Source organism: Pseudodesulfovibrio cashew, from assembly GCF_009762795.1.
GTDB lineage: Bacteria > Desulfobacterota > Desulfovibrionia > Desulfovibrionales > Desulfovibrionaceae > Pseudodesulfovibrio > Pseudodesulfovibrio cashew.
On record NZ_CP046400.1, the window covers coordinates 3,516,558 to 3,536,347 of the forward strand.

Annotated in this window: 16 protein-coding genes; 13 read left to right on the top strand and 3 right to left on the bottom strand. The window is 61.2% G+C overall.

The annotated features are described in order from the left end of the window. Positions 1–2 precede the first annotated feature (2 nt). Both pstC and GM415_RS16130 read right to left on the bottom strand, forming a co-directional pair. On the bottom strand, positions 3–1,226 hold the full coding sequence (gene pstC, locus GM415_RS16125) for a phosphate ABC transporter permease subunit PstC (RefSeq protein WP_422393758.1): 1,224 nt from the start codon (positions 1,224–1,226) through the stop codon (positions 3–5). A gap of 79 nt (positions 1,227–1,305) precedes the next feature. Then, positions 1,306–2,349: a PstS family phosphate ABC transporter substrate-binding protein gene (locus GM415_RS16130; protein WP_158949995.1), complete on the bottom strand. Its 1,044-nt coding sequence runs from the start codon at positions 2,347–2,349 to the stop codon at positions 1,306–1,308. A 240-nt stretch (positions 2,350–2,589) separates the two neighbouring features. Between GM415_RS16130 and GM415_RS16135 the strand changes: the two genes are divergently transcribed. The 8 genes from GM415_RS16135 to GM415_RS16170 all read left to right on the top strand — a co-directional run bounded on the left by GM415_RS16135 (position 2,590) and on the right by GM415_RS16170 (position 8,819). Continuing rightward, entirely contained in the window at positions 2,590–3,771 is a 1,182-nt protein-coding gene (locus GM415_RS16135) for an SGNH/GDSL hydrolase family protein (RefSeq protein ID WP_158949997.1), read from the top strand. Positions 3,772–3,886: 115 nt separating this feature from the next. Further along, positions 3,887–4,798, top strand: a complete 912-nt coding sequence (locus tag GM415_RS16140) for a metal ABC transporter solute-binding protein, Zn/Mn family (protein WP_158949999.1) — start codon at positions 3,887–3,889, stop codon at positions 4,796–4,798. 80 nt (positions 4,799–4,878) lie between these two features. After that, complete coding sequence (locus GM415_RS16145) at positions 4,879–5,193, top strand: ArsR/SmtB family transcription factor (RefSeq protein ID WP_242012278.1); 315 nt, start codon at positions 4,879–4,881, stop codon at positions 5,191–5,193. Between the two features lie 48 nt (positions 5,194–5,241). Then, a complete protein-coding gene (locus GM415_RS16150) occupies positions 5,242–6,321 on the top strand; it encodes a permease (RefSeq protein ID WP_242012279.1) in 1,080 nt (359 codons plus the stop codon). A gap of 23 nt (positions 6,322–6,344) precedes the next feature. Continuing rightward, entirely contained in the window at positions 6,345–6,575 is a 231-nt protein-coding gene (locus GM415_RS16155; protein ID WP_158950003.1) for a thioredoxin family protein, read from the top strand. Between the two features lie 158 nt (positions 6,576–6,733). Continuing rightward, positions 6,734–7,261 (top strand): GAK system XXXCH domain-containing protein, encoded by a 528-nt coding sequence (locus GM415_RS16160; protein ID WP_158950005.1) that lies wholly within the window; start codon positions 6,734–6,736, stop codon positions 7,259–7,261. After that, on the top strand, positions 7,254–8,438 hold the full coding sequence (locus tag GM415_RS16165) for a GAK system CofD-like protein (protein WP_158950007.1): 1,185 nt from the start codon (positions 7,254–7,256) through the stop codon (positions 8,436–8,438). The genes GM415_RS16160 and GM415_RS16165 overlap by 8 nt, the downstream gene beginning before the upstream one ends. Before the next feature lie 6 nt (positions 8,439–8,444). Next, positions 8,445–8,819, top strand: coding sequence for an amphi-Trp domain-containing protein (locus tag GM415_RS16170; protein ID WP_158950009.1), 375 nt, complete (start codon positions 8,445–8,447; stop codon positions 8,817–8,819). 51 nt (positions 8,820–8,870) lie between these two features. Here the strand turns inward: GM415_RS16170 and GM415_RS16175 are convergent, their stop codons facing one another. Next, entirely contained in the window at positions 8,871–9,503 is a 633-nt protein-coding gene (locus tag GM415_RS16175) for a CPBP family intramembrane glutamic endopeptidase (protein WP_158950011.1), read from the bottom strand. Positions 9,504–9,706: 203 nt separating this feature from the next. On the opposite strand from GM415_RS16175, the gene GM415_RS16180 reads away from it, so the two are divergent. The 5 genes from GM415_RS16180 to glgP all read left to right on the top strand — a co-directional run bounded on the left by GM415_RS16180 (position 9,707) and on the right by glgP (position 19,778). After that, the gene (locus GM415_RS16180) at positions 9,707–10,849 is read left to right on the top strand and encodes an iron-containing alcohol dehydrogenase (protein ID WP_158950013.1); all 1,143 of its coding nucleotides are present in this window, start codon (positions 9,707–9,709) and stop codon (positions 10,847–10,849) included. Between the two features lie 240 nt (positions 10,850–11,089). Further along, entirely contained in the window at positions 11,090–13,045 is a 1,956-nt protein-coding gene (locus GM415_RS16185) for an amylo-alpha-1,6-glucosidase (protein WP_158950014.1), read from the top strand. 2 nt (positions 13,046–13,047) lie between these two features. Then, complete coding sequence (locus GM415_RS16190; protein WP_158950016.1) at positions 13,048–14,334, top strand: glycosyltransferase family 4 protein; 1,287 nt, start codon at positions 13,048–13,050, stop codon at positions 14,332–14,334. Next, positions 14,331–15,533, top strand: coding sequence for a glycoside hydrolase family 57 protein (locus GM415_RS16195; RefSeq protein ID WP_158950018.1), 1,203 nt, complete (start codon positions 14,331–14,333; stop codon positions 15,531–15,533). Before GM415_RS16190 ends, GM415_RS16195 begins: the two co-directional genes overlap by 4 nt. A gap of 9 nt (positions 15,534–15,542) precedes the next feature. Continuing rightward, a complete protein-coding gene (glgP, locus tag GM415_RS16200; protein ID WP_158950020.1) occupies positions 15,543–19,778 on the top strand; it encodes an alpha-glucan family phosphorylase in 4,236 nt (1,411 codons plus the stop codon). The last annotated feature ends 12 nt before the right edge of the window (positions 19,779–19,790 follow it).

Genomic DNA, 19,790 nt, shown 5'->3' on the forward strand with positions numbered 1-19,790 from the left:
TCTTATTCGTATTGTTGACGGAAGCGGCGGATGACCACCAGGGAAAGGATATTCAGCAGCAGGGTCACGACCAGCAACACCAGGCCGAGACCGAATGCGGAGAGCGTCTCGGGGCTGTCAAAGGCCTGATCTCCGGTGAAGGCGTCCACGATGCGTACGGTGACGGTGGTCATGCCCTCCAGCGGGTTCCAGGTCAGGTTGGCCCTGAGACCGGCCGCCATGACCACGATCATGGTCTCACCCACGGCCCGGGAAACGGCCAGCAGGAAGGCCGACACGATGCCCGGCAGCGCAGCGGGCAGGACCACGCTCTTGATGGACTCGGACCGGTAGGCTCCCATGGCCAGGGAACCTTCGCGCAGGGAATTGGGCACCGAGGAGATGACGTCGTCGGACAGGGAGGAGATAAGAGGAATGATCATCACGCCCATGACCAGCCCCGGCGAAAGCGCGTTGGTGTAGTCTGCCTGGAGCCCGAAGTACTCGGCGGCATGCACGACCAGCGGGCTGACCGTGATGGCGGCGAAGAAGCCGTACACGACGGTGGGGATACCCGCCAGGATTTCCAGGGCGGGCTTGGCCACCTTGCGGAAGGCGGGCGAGGCATACTCCGACATGCAGATGGCGGAGAAGAGTCCGATGGGCACAGCCACAACCATGGCGATGGCCGTAATCATGAACGTGCCGGCGAAGAGCGGGATGGACCCGAACACGCCCTGGACGTCCCTGCCGGCCACGGCCTCGTCAGGATTCCAGGTGGTGCCGGTGACGAAGTCCCAGATGTTGACGACGTCGAAGAACTTCATGGCCTCGAAGGTCACGGAGAGCACGATACCGATGGTTGTGAAGATGGACACCAGCGAGGCGACGAAGAGCATCTTGACGATGAGCCCCTCCACCAAAGAGCGCGCCTTGAGGCTGGGTTTGACCGTCAGGACGCCGAGCCATAGACCGGCGGCCGCCAGAGTCAGGATCACGGCCAGCAACGCGGTGGCAGGGACTTCGACAAGTCCGGTCAACTGCAGAACGGCCGCCACGAAGGAGGCCAGCAGGGCCGGAGAAAGAGTGCAGACAATGGCGTACCAGCCGTAGCTGCCGGGGGTGGAGTGAAAGGTCTCCCCCTCGAATTTGACTGAGTACGTCCGCTTTGTCGCCAGGAAGTAGGCCACCACCGAAAGCGGCACCAGCCCGCAGAAAAGATAGAGTAGAACGGTTCCCGTGGTCACGGTTATCCCCATGTTGTAAGAAGCCCGAAAGAGACCGGCCCTCGCAAGGGAGCCGGTCTCTTTACGGAGTGTGTTGCAATTATTTCTTCAGGTCGTCCATGGTCAGGTTCTTGTAGGACAGGACGTCCTTCTGGACCTGCTTGCGCAGCTCGTCGCCCAGAGGCACCAGACCGATGCGCTTGAGCAGGCCGCGGGAGCCGATCATCTTGTCGGACATGAAGAGCTTGACGTATTCGCGCATGCCGGGGACCTTATCCAGGTGAGACTTCTTGATGTAGAAGTACAGGGAGCGGGAGATGGGGTACTCGCCGTTGGCGATGGTCTCGGGTTCCGGGGACACGCCGTTGATCTTGGCGCCGTGGATGCGGTCGGAGTTCTCTTCCAGGTAGGAGTAGCCGAAGATGCCGAAGGCGTCCTTGTCCTTGGTCAGCTTCTGGACGATCAGGTTATCGTTCTCACCGGCGGGGACGTAGACGCCATCCTGACGAACGGCCTCGTACTTCTTGGCCTTGCCCTTGGGGGAAACGGCGGCGTAGAGATCCTTGTGCTTGGCGGCGAACTTGCCGAGAACCATCTCGCCGAAGGCGTCACGGGTACCGGAGGAAGTCGGCGGACCGTAGAAAAGGATCTTGCGCTTGGGCAGATTGGAGTTGATCTGATCCCAGGTCTTGTAGGGGTTCTTGACCAGCTTGCCGTCCACGGGGACCATCTCGGCGACGGCCATGGCCAGCTCGTCCTTGCTGATGGAGAAGTCGGGGTTGCCGGCGTTCTGGGCGATGGCGATGCCGTCATAGCCGATCAGGGCTTCGGTGATTTCCTTGTTGCCGTTGGCGAAGTTCTTCTCGAGTTCGGAAGCCTTCATGCGGCGGGAGGAGTTGGTGAAGTCAGGGGTATCCAGACCTGCACCGGCCATGAACAGTTTGTGACCGCCGCCGGAACCGGTGGATTCAACAACCGGAGCCTTGAACTTCGTGGTGGCGCCGAGTTCCTCAGCAACGTAGCTGGAGAAGGGATAGACAGTGGAAGAACCGACGATCTTGATCTGATCGCGGGCTTGGGCCATGCCGGCGCCAAACGCGATGATGGCGGCGGCAACGACGAGCATTTTCATGAATTTGGGCATGCTGAGTCTCCTCACAAGGTTTATGAAAAAAAAACGACATCCAATTTTGATGGGGAGAACCTAGATGACCACTGTTACAACACAATGTGCCGATTGTTACGCTTTGGTGACATGTCACAAAGCCCTGTTGTGCATCAAAAACAGTTTTCCGAAATGCCCCCTCATGCTCTGTCCGTATCCATCCGATATAATACGGCAGGCACGTCTTTTCACACACTCAACCACATTCCCGGGGAGATCATGATCCTGTTTCTCGGCAACTGTCAGGCGGACTTTCCGGCGAGAGCCCTGTCCCGGCGCGGACACGACTGCGCATACAAAGTGCTGGCCTCGCCACTGACCTATACCAGCCATCCAGGGGAGATTCCCCTTTCGCTGGCCGGACTGGCGAAAACCCACGGCCTGGACGACTACCTCCACGGCAGGAAACTTTCCCACCAGTTCGCACCGGTGGATGGCTCGGCCCCGGACCTCATCGTGCTCAGCCTGTTTCATGAAAATACTCCGCTCTTCGTGCACAACGAGGAGGGATACATTTTTTTCATGGACCCGCGCGCCCTGACCGACAAACCGGAAATGATGGCCTGGACCCAGACCCACTGCCGCATGTTCAAGCCCAATCCCGCCACCTACCTAGAGCGGTATGGGACCATGCTCGCCAGGCTCCGTCTCGACAATCCCGATGTTCCCGTCCTGATTTTGTCACGCCTCTCGCACTTCCCGGCCTTCGGACCGGACCCGTTCTCCTATCTGGAGGGATGGGACGAACTGTGGCGCACCGCTCCGGAGACCTTCAAACAATGGGCTCACGACCTGGACAACGTCCACGTCCTGGAACTTGACCGCATATTCGGCGGCATCTGGTCGGATTCGGAAAAGCGGATAGAATCCCTCTGCCCGTTCCTGAAAATCAAGCTGGAAGAGACCAATGGCGAGGTGACCGGCCTGCACGCCCAGCGCGACATCGAACATATCGGCCCGATGCCCGACCGGCTGGCAAAAAAGATCGAGCAATTCCTGGAAACAGGCAAAATCTCTTATGAAGAGAAGGAAACGGTCCCCACCCTGTGGCGCAGACAATGGCGGCCCGCCAGGCTGGACATGGAAACCATGCTGGAAAAGCTCCGCTCCGGCGCCAACTACCAGGGGGCCGAGGCCGTGGCCGGATTCTTCCTTGACCTGGGACGGGATTATACCGACCTGCTGGTCCAAGCCGGGGACAGGATGCCCGTTTGCCACATGACTCTGCACATGGTGAAGGCCTATGGCCGCATCCACAGGAACCCGGCGCTGGCTCAGTGGTGCGATGCCCAGCGGAAGTCCGCCGAAAATTTCACTGCAAACGGACCGCTCTACCGGGAGGCTTACATCAAACGGCTGGAGGGGATGAAGCGGTACGCTCTGGGCGGAATGGACGAATAGTCGAGCGGTTGCCCCGCCTTCCCGCCGACAAGATGCAACTCGCCCTTTTCATTTCATGGCGAATGGCTATATGTATGGGATCATGCCTGGAATCCGACAAGGCCAAGGAGCAACCATGTCCCGCCAATGTATAGCGTTCATCCTCGCAACTCTGTTGTCATTTGCCATGGCCGTCCCGGCCTTGGCCGGACAGACCGTATTCGTCTCCATCCTGCCGCAGCAATTCTTCGTGAACCGCATCGCCGGGGATCTGGCCGATGTCCACGTGCTGGTACCCCCGGGGGCAAGCCCGCACACCTATGAGCCGAGCCCAAGGCAAATGGTGGCGCTGTCCAAGGCGTCCGCCTATTTCACCATCGGAGTGGAGTTTGAGAAAGCCTGGTTGCCCCGCCTGCGAGGGGCCAACCCGGACCTGCGGTTCATCTCCGCAGAGGCGGGCATAACCAAAATACCCATGGCCGGCCGGCACGAACACGATGGGGACGAAGCTAAAGTTCATGGACCGGCCCACGCCGGACACGACGGGGATGAAATCCTTGATCCGCATATCTGGCTCGCCCCGGACAACGCCCGCATCATCGCCCGGAACACCTGCCAGGGGCTGGTCGCAATCGACCCGGGGCATGCCGAAACCTACCGGGCCAACCTCGATGCCCTGCTCAAGGACATTGAAACAACGGACGGCCGGCTGCGAGACATCCTCGGCCCCATTCCCAAAGACCGGCGCATGTTCATGGTCTTTCATCCCTCGTGGGGCTATTTCGCCCGACAGTACGACCTGACCCAACTGCCCATCGAATCCAAGGGCAACGAACCCAGCCCGAGGGACCTGGCGGAGATCATCCGGCACGGCCGCGAGCTCGGCATCCGGGTCATCTTCGTCCAGCCCCAGTTTTCCCGTCGCAGCGCCAAGGTCATCGCCTCGGAACTCGACGCGCAGATCGCGGTCCTCGATCCCCTGTCGGAAGACTGGGAGAGCAACATGATCAGCGTCGGCGAAGCCTTCCGCAAGGCCTCCCAAAAGTAAGCCGATCACATTTTTTCGCCCCCCGGCCCTTGACATCGAGGAACGCTTGGCTATATTGCCAAATGAAAGCGAGGAAACCGATGAACAACACTGCCCCCCTGATGCCGCTGATAACGTCGTTCGAAGAACGGGCGAAGATCATGAAAGCCATGGCCCACCCGTCAAGGCTCATGGTCATTGATGAGCTCTCGCGCGGAGAACGGTGCGTCTGCGAGCTTCAGGAAATGATCGGCCACGACATGTCCACGGTTTCCAAACACCTGAACGTTCTCAAGAAAGCCGGGATCGTCCAGGACGAGCGGCGCGGCAAACAGATATACTACAGTCTCAAGGTGCCGTGCATACTCAATTTCTTCCATTGTATCGAGTCCGTCCTGGAAGCCAACAAAAGCTAATTTTTTTTGCTGAACAATTGGCATTTTTGCCAAATGAAGGAGAACCACATGCAAAGTAAACCGCAATGCGCCTGCACCGAGACCGTCCGTGAAGGACAGCGCAGGGGGCCGGGAATGACAGGCCAGCTAGCCCTGGGCGTACTCGCCCTGGCTGCCTGGTATGCCCTCTACAGCCAGCTTCTGCCTTTTTCCAATTGGCTTACCTATTCCGCGCTCGGCCTGGCCGAAACCAGCCACCTGGGGTCCGCGATCCAGTTTTTTGTCTACGACACCCCCAAGGTGCTCATGCTCCTGCTGCTGGTGGTCTTTCTCGTTGGCATCATCCGCTCCTTCGTCACCGTGGACTGGACCAGAAAGGTCCTGGCCGGGAAAAAGGAATCCGTAGGCAACGTGCTGGCCGCCCTGCTCGGCGTGGTCACTCCGTTCTGTTCCTGCTCGGCAGTGCCGCTTTTCATCGGCTTCATGACCGCGGGCGTGCCTCTGGGTGTGACCTTCTCCTTTCTCATCTCCGCCCCCATGGTCAACGAGATCGCTCTGGTCCTGCTTTACGGCCTGCTTGGCTGGGAGCTGGCCGCCATCTATTTCGTGACCGGCATCGCCGTGGCCGTGATCGCGGGCTGGGTCATGGGCCGCATGAAGCTGGAAGAACATGTTGAGGACTGGGTGCGTGAAATCCGCGCGGGTGAGGCCAACATGGCCGACCAGACCATGACCTGGTCCGATCGCTTTCGCTACGCCCTGGATTCGGTCAAGGACATAGTGGGGCGAGTCTGGAAGTTCGTGGTTCTCGGCATCGCGGTGGGCGCGGCCATCCACGGGTATGTCCCCGAGGGGTACCTGGCCGGAATCATGGGAGACTCCTCATGGTGGTCCGTTCCCCTGTCCGTGGTCATCGGCATCCCCATGTACACCAACGCCGCCGGGGTCATCCCCGTGGTCGAGGCCCTGCTCGGCAAGGGCGCGGCCGTGGGCACGGTGCTCGCGTTCATGATGTCTGTCATCGCCCTGTCCTTCCCGGAAATGGTCATCCTGCGCAAGGTGCTCAAGCCCAGACTCATCGCCATATTCATCGGCGTGGTCGGCTGCGGCATCCTGCTGGTGGGCTACCTGTTCAACGCCATAATTTAACGTCAACGCAAGAGGTTATCATCATGCAGATCCAAGTCATGGGCCCCGGTTGCCCCAAATGTGAAGAGACCAAGAAAAACGTCATCGACGCCCTGGCCGAAGCCGGCATCGCCGCCGATGTCACCAAGGTCACCGATTTCCAGGAGATGGCCAAAGTCGGCGTCTTCTCCACCCCCGCCGTGGTCATCGACGGCGAGGTCAAGGTCGTCGGCAAATGCCCGAGCAAGGCTGAAGTCCTGGGCTGGCTCAAGTAATCCGGCACCCCGTCCGTCGGATTCCGCCCCCGGAAGCGTCTCAACAAGAGGCGCTCTCGGGGGTTCGTCTTTTTACGCTTCCTTCCGGTGGCGAGAGTTGCTATTGTTTAGGTTCGAATAATGCCACGAAAGCGAATACCCGACATAGTGGAGCAAACGTGAAGAACAAATCGACCATTGAAAAATATATCGAGGCGGCGGAGCTGCCGGATTTCCTGAGAGAACTGGCTGACGCCATTGAAAATGGGGGCGATGGGGAGTTTTCATGTGCAGAGGATTTCGTCAAGTTCCGGGTCTCGGCCAAGAACCAGTTCGGCAAGGTCAAGGTCCGGGCCAAGTTCAAATCAGCCAGCGAGTGCGGCCCGCCGCCGGAGCTGCTGGAGGGCGTCGAAATCGCGCCCCTGAATTACGGCAGCCTGAAAAAACGAATGAAGTCTTCCTTCCGCATGCTCACGACCATGTCGCACGACGGTCAGTTGCCACCTGCCGAAGCCATGGAGTCATTCCTGACCGACGCCGCCACCATGGTCACCTTCGAAGGCTACGGCGACGAATATTACGGAGAATTCACCGAGGAGTGCGCCCGGCTGAAAACGGCCTACGACGCCGGGGACATGGACGCCATGAAGACCTCCCTGGTGGAATTGGCCAAACAAAAAGGCCGCTGCCACGCCAAATATGACTAACGCTGTCAACCGCCATACGCTGGAACTCTACAGGCGAGCCCCCGAACTGGGGCCGCGCGTGCTCTTTTTCAGCGGCGGCACGGCCCTGCGCCACACGGCCAGAGCCCTGACCGAATACACGCACAACTCCATCCACCTGGTCACCCCCTTCGACTCGGGGGGGAGCTCCGCCGTACTCCGAAAGGCCTTCGGCATGCCCGCCGTGGGCGACATCCGCAACCGCCTGATGGCCCTTGCCGACCAATCCGTGGCGGGCAACCCCGAAGTGTGCGAACTATTTGCCCACCGGCTTCCCAAACAGGCGAACCAAACGGAATTGTGTGAGGAGCTGGATGCGCTGACATCGGGCCGCCACCCTCTGCTGGCGCGCATCCCCGACCCCATGCGCACCATCATCCGAAACCATTTCAAACACTTTTGCAAAGCAATGCCGAAGGACTTCGACCTGCGCGGCGCCTCGCTTGGCAACATGGTCCTCACGGCAGGCTACATCTACGGGCACAGCAGCATGGACCCTGTCCTGCACATCTTCACCCGCCTGGCTCGGGTTTGCGGCGAGGTGAGGCCCACCGTAAACCGGGACCTGCACATGGCGGTGAAACTCCGCGACGGCTCCGTCGTCATCGGCCAGCACAAGATCACCGGCAAGGAAACGCCACCGCTCACTTCTCCGGTGGAGGAGGTCTGGCTGACCGCCTCGCTGAGCGATCCGACCCCTGCGGAAAGCGTCATCCGGTGCAAGGTCAAAGACCTGATCTACGGGGCCGATCTGATCTGCTATCCGCCCGGCAGTTTCTTCTCCAGCGTCATCGCCAACCTCCTGCCTCAGGGTGTTGGCAAGGCGGTGGCGGGCAACCCCTGCCCCAAGGTCTATGTGCCCAGCACCGGGCGTGACCCGGAGGCCACGGGACTGTCCGTGGCGGATCAGGCGCAACTGCTGATGGACCATCTGCACAAGAGCGGATCTCCCACACATGCCCGCCCTCTGGAGTACGTCATCGTGGACAGCCGGGACGGCGACTATCCCGGCGGGTTGGACAAGGCGGCGCTGAAGGCGCAGGGCCTGACCGTCATCGACCGCCCGCTGGCGAGCCGTAAGGAACCGTCCCGTCTGGATCCATATCGGCTATGCGAGACATTGCTCTCGCTCACCTCCATTTCACCTCCGACAAGGTAGGACACCATGGGAAAGCACAAAGTCTCGATCAAGAAAACCCTGACCCCGGAACAGGCAGCGGCCTACATGAAGAAACTGGCCGAAGGCCTGCTCGATGGGAAACTCGTCGTGGAAGAGGAAGATCGATCCGTCACCCTTGCCCCCTGTGGAGAGATTAACATCGAAGCCAAAGCCAAGACCAAAAGAGGGAAGCAGAAATTCAAGCTGGAGCTGACCTGGGCCACGCCCGAGGAGAGCGAAGAAGAGACGGCCCTGGCCGTGAAGGAAGCGTCTGATCTGGCCGAAAAGGCGCAGGCCGCCCCTCCGGCGGAGAAAAAGGTATCGCCGCCCGCCAAGGACGCTCCGGCCCCGCTGTCCGAGCCAGACGACGAAAAAGAATGACAAGATACAGGCCTGTCGGGAGAGCTCCCCGGCAGGCCTTTTCTTTCGCCCTCATGAGGGCGTGTAGAAGTAGCGCCCAAGTCCGGTGGTAAAAATGATGCATCCGTAGAGCGCGTGCTCAATGGAGGCCAGAAACAGGGACCCGGTACGCACGTAAGTGCGCGAGAACAGGTACCCCGCCGGGATGGTCAGCCCCACCGCGACCCAGTTACCGAAGATGACGTGCAAAAAAGCGAAGGCCAGGGTACTCGCCCAGACCAATCCTGCCTCGGAGGGCAGAATCGCACGATAACGGTGGAAGAAGAACGCCCGATAGATGAGTTCCTGGGGATAGGCGGAAAGCAGCGGATAGAGGACCATGACCATCAGCCAGAGCCACGGGCGGGTCCTTGGGAAGCCGAACAACAGGGCGGGTTCCAGCAACGCCACCACGCCCAGGCAGAGGACGGCCACCAGCGCGGCCCTAGCCACAATCCACTTGATCGACTCGCCGTGCCCGCGCAGGGGATGCAGCAGTTCACGCTGATCAAAGGACTCGCTCCGCCTCAGCGCAAATAGACATCCGAAGAAAAAGACCAGTAACAGCGGAATCTTGGGAAGGTGAACAGGGCTGAGGAAATACACCAGCGGTACCACCCCGAAGAGTGTCAGCAATTCGCCCCAAAGATAGCCCTTCCCGTTCATCGGCCCGTCCCTCCCTTTGTCATTCCCTGAGCCAATTGCGGCGTCCTTGGTCGGGACCATACCCGCAGGACGGCAAGGATGGGTGACGGCGGGGTAACAATAGCTCCCCGACCCGCCGGCCGCGACGAAGACACTATTGTTGCCGCCGAAGAGGTGGAGTGCTACATCTGCTTTGACGCCAAACACTTACCCGAGGTTGCACCATGCAGTTCCAATTCTCCACCGCCTCCCGCATCATTTTCCGCCCCGGCGCGGCAAAAGCCATCCCAGAACTCACAGCAGAGCTGGGCCAACGCCCGTGTCTGGTGACGGGCGGCAACCCGGAGCGCACCAGCGAACTGGAAGAGGCCCTGCGCCCCGCCGCGACCGTTCGTATTTCCGGGGAGCCGGACACGGGAGCCGCCCTCGACGCGGCCCGCCTGGCGCGGGACGCCGAATGCGACATGGTGGTTGCAGTGGGTGGAGGCTCAGCCATGGACACCGGCAAGGTGGTGGCCGCGCTCATCTCCAACACGGGAGATATTTTCGACTACCTGGAAGTGGTCGGCAAGGGGCTGCCTCTCAGTGAAAAACCGGTCCCGCTGATCACTGTCCCCACCACGGCGGGCACCGGGTCCGAGGTCACGGCCAACGGAGTCCTCCTCGTCCGCGAACAGGGCGTCAAAGTCAGCCTGCGCAATACGGCCATGATCGCCGATGTAGCCGTCATCGACCCGGAACTCACCCTGTCGGTGCCCCCGGCGGTCACTGCCGCCACCGGCATGGACGCCCTGGCCCAGCTCATGGAGGCCTATGTCTCCACCAGATCCACCCCCATGACCAGCGGCCTGTGCCGGGAGGGCCTGATCCGCGCCGCCACCTCCCTGCCCATCGCCTACGAGGATGGCCTTGACCTGCCGGCGCGCGAGGACATGGCGTTGGCCGCCCTGTTCTCAGGCATCGCCCTGGCCAACGCAGGGCTCGGCGCGGTCCACGGTTTCGCCGCGCCCATCGGCGGCGCCTTTGCCGCGCCCCATGGAGCGGTGTGCGGCTGCCTGCTCCCCCATGTCATGCGGGCCAACATCCGCGCCCTGCGCCACAGGGAACCGGATTCGCCCGCCCTGTTCGCCTACAATGAGATCGCGGTCATCCTGAGCGGAGACGTGACCGCCAGCGCCGAAGACGGCGCGGATTGGGTCGGGGAACTTTGCCATGAACTGGAAATCCCTAGCCTGTCCGCTATGGGAGTCACCCCGGACCACTTTGACCAACTGGCGGCCAAAGCCGAGAGCGCCAGCAGCATGCGAGGCAACCCCGTGGCCCTGTCGCGGGAGGAACTCACCGGCATTCTTGAGGCGGCTATCTAGTCCCTGCCGGGCTCCATCTCGAACGCTACACTGCCGCATATCGGAACCCACCGTATTCATTGACTACATGACGGCCACACAGGCCACATATGCTCCCTTGACGTGAGAACGTCACAGAAAATACTCCCCTCTCTCCCATTTTTCCCTTGCCACTGGTCGCGATTTTTTATTTAACGGAATCATAGGGAAATCCCTTCCCCCGCTCACTTCACAATGACTTCTTCCCATTGGCGGTGCATCATGAATCGAATTTCCAGGGATGAGTGCGTCAACACGGAAACAGCAACCCGCAAGGAATGGCTGGATACCAATGGCCTGGGCGGCTACGCGTCGAGCACCATCATCAATTGCCATACCCGCAAGTATCACGGGCTGCTCATAGCCTCGCTCAAGGAGCCGAGGGGCAGATTTGTCCTCCTCTCCAAGGTAGAGACGTCGCTCCTGCACGACGGCAAGGAATTTCACCTTTCCACCAACAAGTATCCGGGAGTGTATCATCCCACCGGGCACCAATTCGTGGCCGGTTTCGAACAAGGGCTCTATCCGGCCATCACCTATCGCATCGGCGACGCCCTGATCCGGAAGACCATGCTCATGGTCCATGGCAGCAACACCGTGTTGCTCCGCTACGAACTGCTGGAGGGTAATGTCAGCCCGACCTTACGCATACGCCCGCTGCTGGCCTACCGGGACATCCACTCCCTGACCCGGGAGAACCTCTTCCTGCGGCCCAAATCCTACCCGGAGCGCAACGGACGCAAGATCCAGCCATATAAAGGCATGCCCCCGCTGTACATGGGCACGAACCGAACCAGTGAATTCCTGCCCGGCCCCAAATGGTTCACCAACGTGGAATACCTCGTCGAACGCGACCGTGGATTCGACTATCAGGAAGACCTGTTCTGCCCCGGCGTGTTCGAAATGCACCTGCAAAAGGGCAAACCGGTCATCTTCGCCGCGTCCACTGAACCGCTGGGCAACCTGGAGCGGACCAGAAAGAAGGAAATCGAACGGCGCGAAGCCGCCTTTGCCGAATGCAAGGATCGCAGCAAGCACGTACGCCTGCTCAAGTACCAGGCGGGCCAGTTCCTGATCCGCAACGCCTCGGGATTCGCCTCGGTGGTGGCGGGCTACCACTGGTTCGGCGAATGGGGCCGCGACACCATGATCGCCTTGCCCGGCCTCGCCTTCGGCACAGGACGCCGAGAGTTCGGCGAGGAGGTCCTCGCCGCCTACGCGGGTCTGGAAAGAGACGGTCTGCTGCCCAATTACCTGGACCAGTCATCAGAGCATCTGGCCTACAACTCCGTGGACGCCTCTCTGTGGTTCTTCTGGACCGTGCAGGAGTATCTCAAGGCCAAGGGAAAAAAGCGCTTCGTCATGGAAAGGCTCTTCCCTGCCATGCGCAACATCGTCCAGGCCCACCTCGACGGACGGGTTCCCCTGTGCGCCGTGCACGACGACGGCCTGCTCCACGCGGGCAACGCAGGAACCCAACTGACCTGGATGGACGCCCAGGCCTACGGCAAGCCGGTCACACCCCGGCACGGTGCGGCAGTGGAAATCAACGCCCTGTGGTACAATGCCCTGCGCTTCTTCCTGGAGATCGCCCCCAAGGATGATGAACTGGCAGACCAAGCCCGAGATGCCTCCGACCGGCTTGCGGCACATTTTGTCGAACGCTTCTGGAATGATCGGGATAATTGCCTGAGCGACGTGGTCAACGAAGACGGACAGGACCGCAGCATCCGGCCCAACCAGATCTTCGCGGTCTCACTGCCGTACTCCATGTTGGACACCGAACAGATGCGGGCCATCATCAGCGTGGTCCAGGCTCACCTGCTGACGCCCTACGGCCTGCGCACCCTCTCGCCCAGGAGCGGCCGGTACTCGCCCTTCTATCGCGGCGACGCGGACGCGCGCGATTCCGCTTATCACCAGGGTATGGTCTGGCCCTGGCTGGCCGGACACTTCGGCGAGGCCCTGCTGCGCCAGGCAGAGGACAAGACTGGTACCAGGGGCTTTCTGCGCAAGTACTTCAAACCGATTCTCCGTGCCTTCCCTGAGGACTTCGGCATCGCCTCGGTGCCGGAGTTGTATACGGGCAACCCGCCCCACGTCCCCAAGGGCACCATCGCCCAAGCGTGGAGTGTGGCCGAAGCCGTCCGTCTCAACAAACTGCTCAGGGAGAAATGACAATGCGCATACTCATGTTCGGGTGGGAGTTCCCCCCCTATATATCAGGAGGCCTCGGAACAGCATGCCTCGGCCTGACCAAGGGATTGGCCAAACTCGGTACAGACATCCTCTTTGTCCTGCCCCGCCTGGATTCAGGCGAGGAAGGCGGACACCTGACCCTCAAGGGCGCCAACCGCGTGCGGGCCAAAATCGGTATCCGCGAAATCCTGGAACTGCGGGAGCGCGTCTCCGTGCTGGAGGTCCTCTCCCCCCTGCGTCCCTATCTGACTGAAAAGGAATACCGAGCCATCCTGGAAAGCAACGAACTGCTGTCCAACGAAGACATTGTCGGCGAGGTGGAAAACGACTTCGCCGGAGGCTACGGCGGCAACCTCATGGCCGAGATAGTCCGCTACAGCGTGGTGGGCGCGCACCTGGCGGCAAGCGAACAGTTCGACGTCATCCACGCCCACGACTGGATGACCGCCCCGGCTGGCATCGAGGCCAAGCGCGTCTCGGGCAAGCCCCTGGTGGTCCACGCTCATGCCCTTGAGTTCGACCGCAGCGGCGAACACGTCAACCAGCAGGTTTACGACATCGAACGCGCCGGTTTCGAAGCTGCGGACAGGATCATCGCGGTCAGCCATTACACCAAGGACATCATTGTCAAACGCTACTCCATCGACCCTGCCAAGATCAGCGTGGTCCACAACGCTGTCTCCCAGGAGCGTAGGTTGGGCCAAATCAGGGTGACCAAACCTTTCAAGGAAAAACTTGTTCTTTTCCTCGGACGGATCACCTTCCAAAAGGGGCCGGACTACTTCGTGGAAGCGGCGGCCAAGGTGCTGGAGAATAACCCGCACGTCCGCTTCGCCATGGCCGGAACCGGCGACATGTTTCCGCGCATGGTGGAACGCATGGCCGAACTGCGCATGGCGGACAAATTCCACTTCCTCGGCTTTGTACGCGGCATGGACGTGGAGCGCATCTACGCCATGAGCGACCTCTATGTCATGCCCAGCGTATCCGAGCCCTTCGGGATCACGCCCCTTGAAGCCATGGTCTTCGACGTCCCCGCCATCGTCTCCAAGCAGTCCGGCGTGGCCGAAATTCTGGACGAGGCCGTAAAGATCGACTTCTGGGATGTGGATCGGCTGGCTTTCGAAATCCTGGACATCCTGGAAGACGAAAAACGGGCCGGACAACTGACAGAACGAGGCAGACAAACCCTGAAAAAGATCCAATGGGACCGGGCCGCCGAAAAGGTCCTCGACGTGTACCGGCAACTGGCGGGAGGTGCGGCATGATCTCGATCTGCTTCTATTTCCAGGTGCATCAGCCCATGCGCCTGGACAAGGGCTATTCCTTCTTCGACATGGGGCGAAGCCACCACTACCGCGATGAAGTCGCCAACCGGGACATCCTGCGCAAGGTGGCCCGCAAGTGCTACCTGCCCGCCAACCGGATGATGCTCGACCTTATCGAACAGTTCCGTGGCGACTTCCGCATCGCCTATGCCATCACCGGCGTGGCGCTGGAGCAGTTCCAGGAGTTCTGCCCAGAGGTCCTCGACTCCTTCCGGGAACTGGCCGACACCGGGTGCGTGGAGTTCATCGGCGAGACTCACTACCATTCCCTGTCCTTCCTCTTCTCGCGGGAGGAGTTCCGGCGGCAGGTGAAGATGCACGGCAGGGTCCTCAAGGAATTCTTCGGCTCCTCCCCGGTGACCTTCCGCAATACCGAGCTGATCTACAACAACGACCTGGCCCTGGAGATCGAGAAGATGGGCTACAAGGTAATCCTGGCCGAAGGCGCGGACCAGGTCCTGGGCTGGCGCTCGCCCAACTTCCTCTACCAGCCCGCCGGATGCACACGGCTCAAGGCCATGCTCAAGAACTACCGCCTCTCGGATGACGTGGCCTTCCGCTTCTCGGACCGCAACTGGGACGAATGGCCGGTGACCACGGACAAGTTCGCCAACTGGGTCAACGCCATCGCGGGCAACGGCGAGGTGATCAACCTGTTCATGGACTACGAGACCATCGGCGAGCATCAGTGGGAGGATACCGGCATCTTCCAGTTCTTCCGCAGCCTGCCCGGGAGCATCCTGTCGCGCGGCGACTTCGCCTTCCAGACACCTGCGGAAGCGGCAGCGCGGCTGGACCCCATGGCCCAGCTCGACGTGCCCTACTTTACCTCCTGGGCAGACCTGGAGCGCGACGTCACAGCCTGGCTAGGCAACCCCATGCAGGACCAGGCCGCCGAACTGGCATACTCCCTGGAGGACAAGGTCCTCGCCTCCGGCGACGACGACATCATCGCCTCCTGGCGCGAGCTGCTCACAAGCGACCATTTCTATTACATGTGCACCAAGTGGTTCTCGGACGGCGACGTGCACAAGTACTTCAACCCATATGACACACCGCACCAGGCGTTCATCACCTACATGAACGTGCTCAACGACCTGGCGCTCAGGCTGGACGCCCCCGCGGCGTCCGCCGATTAGGAGAACAGCATGGATACCAGTTGGCTTGTCGAAGTTTCTTGGGAAGTCTGCAACAAGGTGGGCGGCATCCACACCGTCATCAGCAGCAAGGCGGCCCAGGCCATGGACGCCTTCGGCGGACGCTATGTTGCCGTGGGCCCGCTTCTGGACCGCAACCCCGGTTTCACGCCGCACGATCCGCCAAAAGAGATTCTGCCCACCCTGGGACGACTCAAGGAAAAGGGCATCGAGACCGCCGTGGGGCGCTGGGACGCACCCGGCAATCCATGGGTCCTGCTCATCGGGTTCCAGGGAGCCTTTCCGGCCCACGACAAACTCCTCTTCCAGCTCTGGAACGACTTCGGTGTTGACTCCATGGCCGGAGGCTGGGACTACATCGAGCCCGTGCTTTTCAGCACTGCGGCGGCCATGGCCATCAAGGAGCTCCACGACGACGTGGAGGAGGTGGCGGACGTCTTCGCCCACTTCCACGAATGGATGTCCGGGGCGGGCGTGCTCTACCTGAAGAAACACGCCCCCGGCGTCAGCACCGTGCTGACCACCCACGCCACCATGCTCGGCAGGGCCATGTCCGGCTCGGGCGTGGACATCTACGAACGGCTGGAGGAGATCGAGCCCTCCCAGGAGGCCAAAGTCTTCGGCGTCTCGGCCAAGCACTCCATGGAGTCGGTCTCGGCGCGCGAGGCGGACTGCTTCACCACGGTCTCCAACATCACCAGGCGGGAGGCCTCCAACCTGCTGGGCACCAACCCCGCCGTGGTCACGGTCAACGGCTTCAACCTGGAAGGATTCGCCGAGCCCTCGGCCATGGCCAAGACGCGCGAGATCGCCAGGAAACGTCTTCTGGACCTGGCTTCCCGTTTCCTCGAACGAGATCTTGATCCGAAGAAGACGCTCCTGGTGGCCACCAGCGGACGCTATGAATTTCATAACAAGGGCATCGACCTGCTCATCGACAGTATGGGCGACATTGACGGTGAACTGGCAGGAAGCGGCACCACTGTGGTCACTTTCCTCCTGGTCACCTGCGGCTATGCTGGGCTCAGCGACGCGGCCCGTCGGAGAATGCCAAAGGAGAACTACAGCCTGCAGAAATACGCAGGCATCGCCACCCACCACCTGGGCGACGCCGAACAGGACCCCATCATCCGCCGCTGCCGCGAACGCGGCCTGAACAACACCCCGGATAACGGATGCTGCGCCATCTTCATCCCGGTCTACCTGGACGGCAACGACGGCGTGCTCAACCTGGAATACTACGACGCCCTGGCTGGCATGGACCTGACCGTGTTCCCGTCCTTCTACGAACCATGGGGGTACACGCCCATGGAGAGCGCGGCCTTTGCCGTTCCCACGGTGACCTCGGACCGGGCCGGATTCGGCCAGTGGGTCATGGAGAAACACCCCGAAGGGCACCCCGGCGTGCACGTGCTCGACCGGCTGGACGACGACTACGACACGGCCCGCGCCAACCTGTCGAAATTCCTCAGGCAGTTTACGGGGTGGTCCGACGACGAACGCGCCTACCGCAGCGCCGAAGCGCGCAGGATCGCCGAAGAGGCTACCTGGGAACACTTCTACCCTCGCTATATCGAGGCCTATGAGCGGGCCGCCGGAATCCGCACCGAGAGGGTGGCGGGCGTCCAGCGCATGGCTGCCGCGCCGGGCCAGGAGATCAGCTTCACCGGCGTCAACACAACCCAGCCCAGGCTCCGCGCCTTCACCGTGATCACAGAGCTGCCCCAAGCCCTGGCCCGCCTGCGGGAGGTGGCCAACAACCTCTGGTGGGTCTGGCACCGGGACGCCCAGGAACTCTTCGAATGGATCGACGAGGACAAGTGGCGGAAATGCGGACACAACCCGGTACTGTTCCTGGATACCATGGACCGCGATCGGCTTAACCACCTGGCCGGAGACATCGAATTCATGGCCAGGTTCTCCAGTATCCTCGAACGGTTCGACGCCTACATGGAAGAGAAGGAAAGGGCCAACACCCAAGGCATCACCTGGGACAACCCCATCTCCTACTTCTCCATGGAGTTCGGTCTGCACGAGTCCATCCCGGTCTACTCCGGCGGACTCGGCCTGCTGGCGGGCGACCATATCAAGTCGGCCAGCGACCTGAACCTGCCCTTCGTGGGCATCTCCCTGCTGTACAAGAACGGCTACTTCCACCAGCGCATCAACGGCAACGGCGACCAGGTGGTGGAATACCGGGAGAACGACTTCGCCACCATGCCCATCACCCCGCTGCACAACGGCGAGACCGAAAAGATTCTGATCAGCGTGGACCTGCCCGGACGGCATGTCTTCGCGCAGATATGGGAAGTCCATGTGGGGCGGGCCACGCTCTACCTGCTGGACACCGACGTGGTGGAGAACTCCCGCTCGGACCGGGACATTTCATCCCGGCTGTACGAACCTTCATCCAAGGGGCGCATCGAACAGGAGATCATCCTCGGCGTGGGCGGCGTGCGCCTGCTCAAGGCGCTGGACATCGACCCGTCCATCTATCACCTGAACGAAGGCCACTCGGCCTTCCTGCTCTTCGAACGCATCCGCCAGTTGATGCTCCTGGAAGGCCTGGACTTCGCCTCGGCCAAGGAGGTGGTCCGAGGCTCCACGGTCTTCACAATGCACACCCCGGTCCCGGCAGGGAACGAACGCTTCGAGAAATCCCTGGTGGAAAACTACTTCCGCAACTATGCCGAAGAGATGGGTGTCCCATGGGACTCACTCTGGAACCTTGGGCATATCTACGCGGAAGAAGCGGACCACCTGAACATGACCGTTCTCGCCCTCCAGCTCTCCTGCATCCGCAACGGCGTCAGCAAACTGCACGGCGACGTATCGCGGCGTATGTGGATGGACCTGTGGCGGGGCTTCCTGCTCGGTGAAATCCCCATAGGCCACGTCACCAACGGCGTACACATAACCTCCTGGCTGGACGAGCGAATCCGCCACGACATCGAGTCCTCCTGCAACATAAGCGTCCACCGCCACCTGTTGGAAGGCGACGGCTGGGACTGCCTGGACGCCGTGGACGAACGCCGCCTCTGGGATACTCACGTGGCTCTAAAGCACCGCCTCTACGACGAAGTGGCCAGGTCCATCTCCGACCAGTGGATCAGGGAGGGAGAACCCCCCAACCGGTTGAGCGCCTTTCTCGCCGCGCTCAACCCGGATCACCTGACCCTGTGCTTCGCCAGGCGCTGCACCGCCTACAAACGGCCCACCCTGCTCTTCCACAACCTCCAGCGGGCCAAGGAGATACTTTGCAACCCGGAAAAGCCGGTGAACATCATCTTCGCGGGCAAGGCCCACCCGGCGGACACCATCGGCTCAAGCTACATCAACCTCATCTGCCGCCTGGCCAAACAGGACGACTTCCTGGGCCGGGTCATTTTCCTGGAGGGCTACGACATCCGGTTGGCCCGCCTGCTGGTTTCCGGCGCGGACGTATGGCTGAACAACCCCACCCGGCTCATGGAGGCGAGCGGCACCAGCGGCATGAAGGCCGCAGTCAACGGTGTGCCCAACTGCTCCATTCTGGACGGCTGGTGGGATGAGGCCTTCGATGGCCACAACGGCTGGGCCGTAGGCAGCGGACTGGTATACGAAAACCAGGTGAATCAGGACATCGTGGACGCGGACAACCTTTACGCGTCCCTGGAGACCGAAGTGGTGCCAGCATTCTACGAACGGGGCGGCGACGGCGTACCCCATGCCTGGCTGGAGCGCATGAAGGCGTCCATGAAGACCGGTTTCAACCAGTACGGCACCCACCGTATGGTCCGTAACTACATCGACGACCTCTATCTCCCGGCCATGGATCTGACAGCACGGCGCAACAGGCAGGGCTATGCCCTGGCCCAGGAGCTGGGCGACTGGCAGAAGCGCCTCCCGGGCCGATTCGCCACCGTGACCATCAAGGAGGTCCAGGTGGAGGGCATTCGGGGCAACGTCTTCAAGCTGGGCGGCACCCTGACCCTCAAGGTCAAGATCGACAAGGGCCAGATGCTGGAGGAGGAACTCCTCGTTGAGTTGGTGGCCGCCACCCAGGATGAGGAACGAATTGTAGACTGCGTGTCCATGCACTTGAAGCACACCGAGGGAAATACGCTGGAGTTCAGCACGGACTACACGCCCCACGTCTCCGGCCCCCTGCGCTACGGCGTCCGCGTCATCCCCATGCACCCAGGCCTGGTGGGCAAATGCGAACCCCGCCTGGTCCGTTGGAGCTGACCAACGCAGATA

Coding starts and splice junctions, on each gene's coding strand:
- GM415_RS16170 (WP_158950009.1), top strand. CDS start 8,445: ATGGGAAAGCACAAAGTCTCGATCAAGAAAACCCTGACCCCGGAACAG.
- GM415_RS16145 (WP_242012278.1), top strand. CDS start 4,879: ATGAACAACACTGCCCCCCTGATGCCGCTGATAACGTCGTTCGAAGAA.
- glgP (WP_158950020.1), top strand. CDS start 15,543: ATGGATACCAGTTGGCTTGTCGAAGTTTCTTGGGAAGTCTGCAACAAG.
- GM415_RS16150 (WP_242012279.1), top strand. CDS start 5,242: ATGCAAAGTAAACCGCAATGCGCCTGCACCGAGACCGTCCGTGAAGGA.
- GM415_RS16165 (WP_158950007.1), top strand. CDS start 7,254: ATGACTAACGCTGTCAACCGCCATACGCTGGAACTCTACAGGCGAGCC.
- GM415_RS16155 (WP_158950003.1), top strand. CDS start 6,345: ATGCAGATCCAAGTCATGGGCCCCGGTTGCCCCAAATGTGAAGAGACC.
- GM415_RS16180 (WP_158950013.1), top strand. CDS start 9,707: ATGCAGTTCCAATTCTCCACCGCCTCCCGCATCATTTTCCGCCCCGGC.
- GM415_RS16135 (WP_158949997.1), top strand. CDS start 2,590: ATGATCCTGTTTCTCGGCAACTGTCAGGCGGACTTTCCGGCGAGAGCC.
- GM415_RS16130 (WP_158949995.1), bottom strand. CDS start 2,349: ATGCCCAAATTCATGAAAATGCTCGTCGTTGCCGCCGCCATCATCGCG.
- GM415_RS16195 (WP_158950018.1), top strand. CDS start 14,331: ATGATCTCGATCTGCTTCTATTTCCAGGTGCATCAGCCCATGCGCCTG.
- GM415_RS16140 (WP_158949999.1), top strand. CDS start 3,887: ATGTCCCGCCAATGTATAGCGTTCATCCTCGCAACTCTGTTGTCATTT.
- GM415_RS16190 (WP_158950016.1), top strand. CDS start 13,048: ATGCGCATACTCATGTTCGGGTGGGAGTTCCCCCCCTATATATCAGGA.
- GM415_RS16185 (WP_158950014.1), top strand. CDS start 11,090: ATGAATCGAATTTCCAGGGATGAGTGCGTCAACACGGAAACAGCAACC.
- GM415_RS16175 (WP_158950011.1), bottom strand. CDS start 9,503: ATGAACGGGAAGGGCTATCTTTGGGGCGAATTGCTGACACTCTTCGGG.